General features: G+C 37.0%; 2 protein-coding genes. Both read left to right on the forward strand.

Translation table 11 applies throughout. From position 1 onward, the window contains the following. The first annotated feature begins 48 nt into the window (after positions 1–48). Positions 49–468, forward strand: coding sequence for a helix-turn-helix domain-containing protein (locus FHS57_RS31635; protein WP_183980820.1), 420 nt, complete (start codon positions 49–51; stop codon positions 466–468). Further along, positions 465–1,070: a transposase gene (locus tag FHS57_RS31640; RefSeq protein ID WP_310587034.1), complete on the forward strand. Its 606-nt coding sequence runs from the start codon at positions 465–467 to the stop codon at positions 1,068–1,070. The genes FHS57_RS31635 and FHS57_RS31640 overlap by 4 nt, the downstream gene beginning before the upstream one ends. The last annotated feature ends 17 nt before the right edge of the window (positions 1,071–1,087 follow it).

Raw genomic sequence — 1,087 nt, forward strand, 5'->3', positions numbered from 1 at the left:
TAAGTACTGATTCATAAATAGTTTGCATTATTTTGTAAATTTGTCCTAATGGGACGAGTAAACAGACCGATTCTAAGTGAATCACAGCAAATAGAGTTGGAAAAACTCTTTAAAGAATCCACTAACCACAGCGTTCGGAAACGCTGCCAAACGATTCTATTAAAAGCCGAAGGCCGACATTCAAAGGATGTAGGTAGTATAGTTGGTATGTCCAATGTCAGCGTAAACAGTTGGTTAAAACGGTATAAATCAGAAGGGATAGCAGGTCTATATATCAAACCAGGGCGAGGCAGAAAGCCTCTTATTGATAGAAACATGGACGAAGAATCTATTTTGGAAGCAGTCAAACAACACCGCCAAAAAGTATCCACAGCTAAGGCTGAATGGGAGGCATCAAGCGAAAAAAAGGTGAGTAAGAGCACCTTTAAACGATTTTTAAAAAACTTGGTGGACGATATAAACGCATAAGAAAACGTTGTAAGGGTAAGCCTAACCAACAAAGTTATGAATCCAAGAAAGCAGATTTGCAAGAGTTGGAAGCATTGGCTGCAAAGGGATTGATAGACCTGTTTTATGGTGATGAAAGTTGTGTCAGTAGCGAAGGGTATGTTCCTTACGGTTGGCAATTTTCCAATGAAAAAGTAGCTATTTATACCGAAAAGGGCTACAAAATCAATATTTTTGGCCTCATTAGTAGAACCAACCAATGCCATTGGAGGAGCACTCAACAAAACATAGATAGTCAATTTGTAGTCAATCATTTGGATGATTTATCCTTTAAAATAAAAAAACATACGGTCGTTGTCTTGGATAATGCCAGTATCCATCAGTCTAAATTATTAAACCAATATCGGTCTTTTTGGCAAAATAGAGGTCTTTTTATCTTCTTTTTACCAACCTATTCACCACATCTTAACATTGCTGAAACCATGTGGCGGAAACTTAAAATGGAATGGCTTATCCCAGAGGATTATCTTCAAAAAGATAACTTACTCTACGCTGTGAATCGGTGTATGGCTAATGTAGGTACCCATCTCAATATAAATTTTAGCCCTTTTAATGAAAACTAAATATGGTCAAGTACTTA

It is taken from the genome of Runella defluvii, from assembly GCF_014195535.1.
GTDB classification, from domain to species: domain Bacteria; phylum Bacteroidota; class Bacteroidia; order Cytophagales; family Spirosomataceae; genus Runella; species Runella defluvii.

Excerpts from the sequence above, each read along its gene's own strand:
- FHS57_RS31635 (WP_183980820.1), top strand. The coding sequence starts at position 49 with ATGGGACGAGTAAACAGACCGATTCTAAGTGAATCACAGCAAATAGAG.